This window comes from Ancylomarina sp. (assembly GCF_041555295.1).
Lineage (GTDB): Bacteria > Bacteroidota > Bacteroidia > Bacteroidales > Marinifilaceae > Ancylomarina.
Window position 1 is genome coordinate 1 of sequence record NZ_JBFFKR010000397.1, and the last position, 2,485, is coordinate 2,485.

Annotated in this window: 3 protein-coding genes; 2 read left to right on the forward strand and 1 reads right to left on the reverse strand. The window is 35.1% G+C overall.

Annotated features, from left to right (window positions below):
* The first annotated feature begins 216 nt into the window (after positions 1 to 216).
* A complete protein-coding gene (locus ABY905_RS16405; protein ID WP_372645823.1) occupies positions 217 to 723 on the forward strand; it encodes a hypothetical protein in 507 nt (168 codons plus the stop codon).
* Positions 724 to 768: 45 nt separating this feature from the next.
* On the forward strand, positions 769 to 2,067 hold the full coding sequence (locus ABY905_RS16410) for a retropepsin-like aspartic protease (protein WP_372645825.1): 1,299 nt from the start codon (positions 769 to 771) through the stop codon (positions 2,065 to 2,067).
* Between the two features lie 174 nt (positions 2,068 to 2,241).
* On the opposite strand, the gene ABY905_RS16415 is transcribed toward ABY905_RS16410, so the two are convergent.
* A partial coding sequence (locus ABY905_RS16415) for a hypothetical protein (protein WP_372645827.1) occupies positions 2,242 to 2,485 on the reverse strand: 244 nt, incomplete at its 5' end.

The following is a 2,485-nucleotide window of genomic DNA, read 5'->3' on the forward strand; positions in this document are numbered from 1 at the left end:
AAAACCACCTCAGTCAGCTTTCTGCTAATTGAGGTGGTTTCGTTTAAGGACGATATAAAAAGGGAAAATTGATATGAATCGATTATCCCTTTTTTTTAAACACTAAGTAGAATTATTCTATTTTACATTCCTATATGAATATACAAATGTTAGTTATATTGTTTATTAGATTCTTTTCATAAATTTGATCTCATGTTAATTTAAAAATGAAAGAGTATGTGGAATAAAATCAAACAAGCAAAGTATTTACTTTTAGGTCAATATTTCTTCCTAGGCATTATACTTGCTGTATTTGTCTATCAATTTGTAACGCAATCTTTATTAAATCAGAGTATTGATTTGAGATTGCTCTTTGATAAAGAAACAATAGGATTCCTTATTGCATGCTTAGTCGGAGGCATTTCAGGAGGTGTGGTTTTTATTATCATCTCCTTAAATGATAAAACAAGGGTGAAAAGAGAATCCAACAATTGGGTTAAAATGAAAAATGCGAAGATTAGCTCAGTTATATTTAAAGCGATGTTTGCTTTTTCGATGGGTGCTTTTGTAGGCATGTTAGCAAAAAGAGCCATGGATATGGAATCCTATACGAATTTCATGACTTCTCTGTTTTCAAGTGAGAATATTATAAGCTATATAGGCGCTGTAGTGGCTGCTTGTGTATTTGCTATTCCTTTATCAATTGGAGCAATGAAGCGTTTAAAACTGCTTTACGATAATTAAAGAATGTGAAAGCAAGTAAATATTCGAATCTCAAAAGTTATTTTAATGAAGCAAAACTACTTCGTAATTAGTATCCTTCTTTTAAGCTTACTATTTATAGGAAAACCAACACAAGCTCAATCTCCCAATGAATTAATAGGTCAATTGATAGGAGGCGATGATATGTTTGAATTGCAAAAGCAACATGATCTCTTGAAAGATAGTATTATTCCTATGCTTGATTGTATGTCAGAAGCTATGCTTGCGGTATCATTTAATCAGCCTGATAAAGGAATTAAAGCTCTTGAGGACTTATTGAGCAATGAAGATTATCAGGCGCAATTGGGAATAGGTACTATTGCCAATTTCATATACCTCAATGCAGATGTATTCGAGAATAAATATAATTTCAAAGCTGCGGTGAAGCTTTTGCAATCCTTTCTGGAGCAGACCAAAGATGTACCATTGGGGCAGATCAAAAGTATCCTTCAGAATAAATTAGAGTTTAATACGTCTTTAGCTAAAGCCAAAGCATTTAAAGTTGTACGTCCCAATAAGGATTGTGAAATTGACTTTCATCTTGAAAAAGCGGGTAGGGGTGAAAGTTTAATGGTAAATGCTGAGATAAATGGTAAAGACTTACTGATGATCTTCGATACGGGTTGTCCTAAGTATAGCTTATTGTCTGAATCCACAGCAAAAAACCTGGGGATTGTCAAAATTGCTGATTCAATATCGATGGTGGGTGTAGGAAAAGGCACAGCATGGGTAGGAACGACTGATAGTTTATGTCTTGGAGAGATCATCTGTTACAACCCAATTTTCTACGTTGTACCAAAAATCGTAACAGATACAACATTAAACGATTTTGCTGTATTGGGAGCTGACATTTTCAATGCCTTAGACGAGGTGAATTTTTATCCTAAGAATAAGAAAATCATATTCCCAGCGCAATTATCGGTTTTACCTGAGAGTGGAAATAATTTGGTGATGAAAAATAGACAGCCCTACCTTAAGTTGAATTTGAATGGTAAGTCGTGTTTGATGCATTTTGACTCAGGTAACGTGCAAACTTATTTGACTCATCATTATTACGAGAGAAATAAGGCAAGTATAGAGAAGCTGGGAGTAATGGATTCTCTTCGAATTGGTGGTTTTGGTGGCATCTCAATTCAAAAATCATATCGATTACCACTGACTAAGTTTGAACTTGAAGGGCGTGAGTTTAACTTTGATCAGGTTCAGGTAAGTACCGAATCAGCATTGCATACCTGGCGTGAGGATGGCATATTTGGAACGGATTTCTTACAGAAGTTTAATAAAATCGTTTTAAGCTATAAGCATATGTTTATCTCTGTAGAATAGTAAATTTTAAATGTCAAAATCAGAAATAAAACCTATAAGAATCGTGATATAGAATTGGCTGTATACGAATACAATCTTCGTAGTGGGAATTGATATTAGAATCATTAAGTCTTCTTAATTGCGGCATTCCATCTAATCGAAGGTCACAATTTCCCAAGTCACAACCGATAAATCTTATTTGTCAGTAACTTCCCGCCTGCCCACCAGCGAAGTGAAAATTCCGATCACACACAAAAATGTAAAGGCAATAACAATCACTCTCATGCTTAGCATGAATGAATCGAGATTGCCGGCATTAATTGCAGCATCGCCCAAAAATACATGTACCGAAAGGGCTGCAACCGCCATGCTGAACATCATTCCGGTTGTTCGCATTGTGGCAACAGTTGCCGATGCAAGTCCTAAAAAACGTTTTTCT

Excerpts from the sequence above, each read along its gene's own strand:
- ABY905_RS16405 (WP_372645823.1), top strand. The coding sequence starts at position 217 with ATGTGGAATAAAATCAAACAAGCAAAGTATTTACTTTTAGGTCAATAT.
- ABY905_RS16410 (WP_372645825.1), top strand. The coding sequence starts at position 769 with ATGAAGCAAAACTACTTCGTAATTAGTATCCTTCTTTTAAGCTTACTA.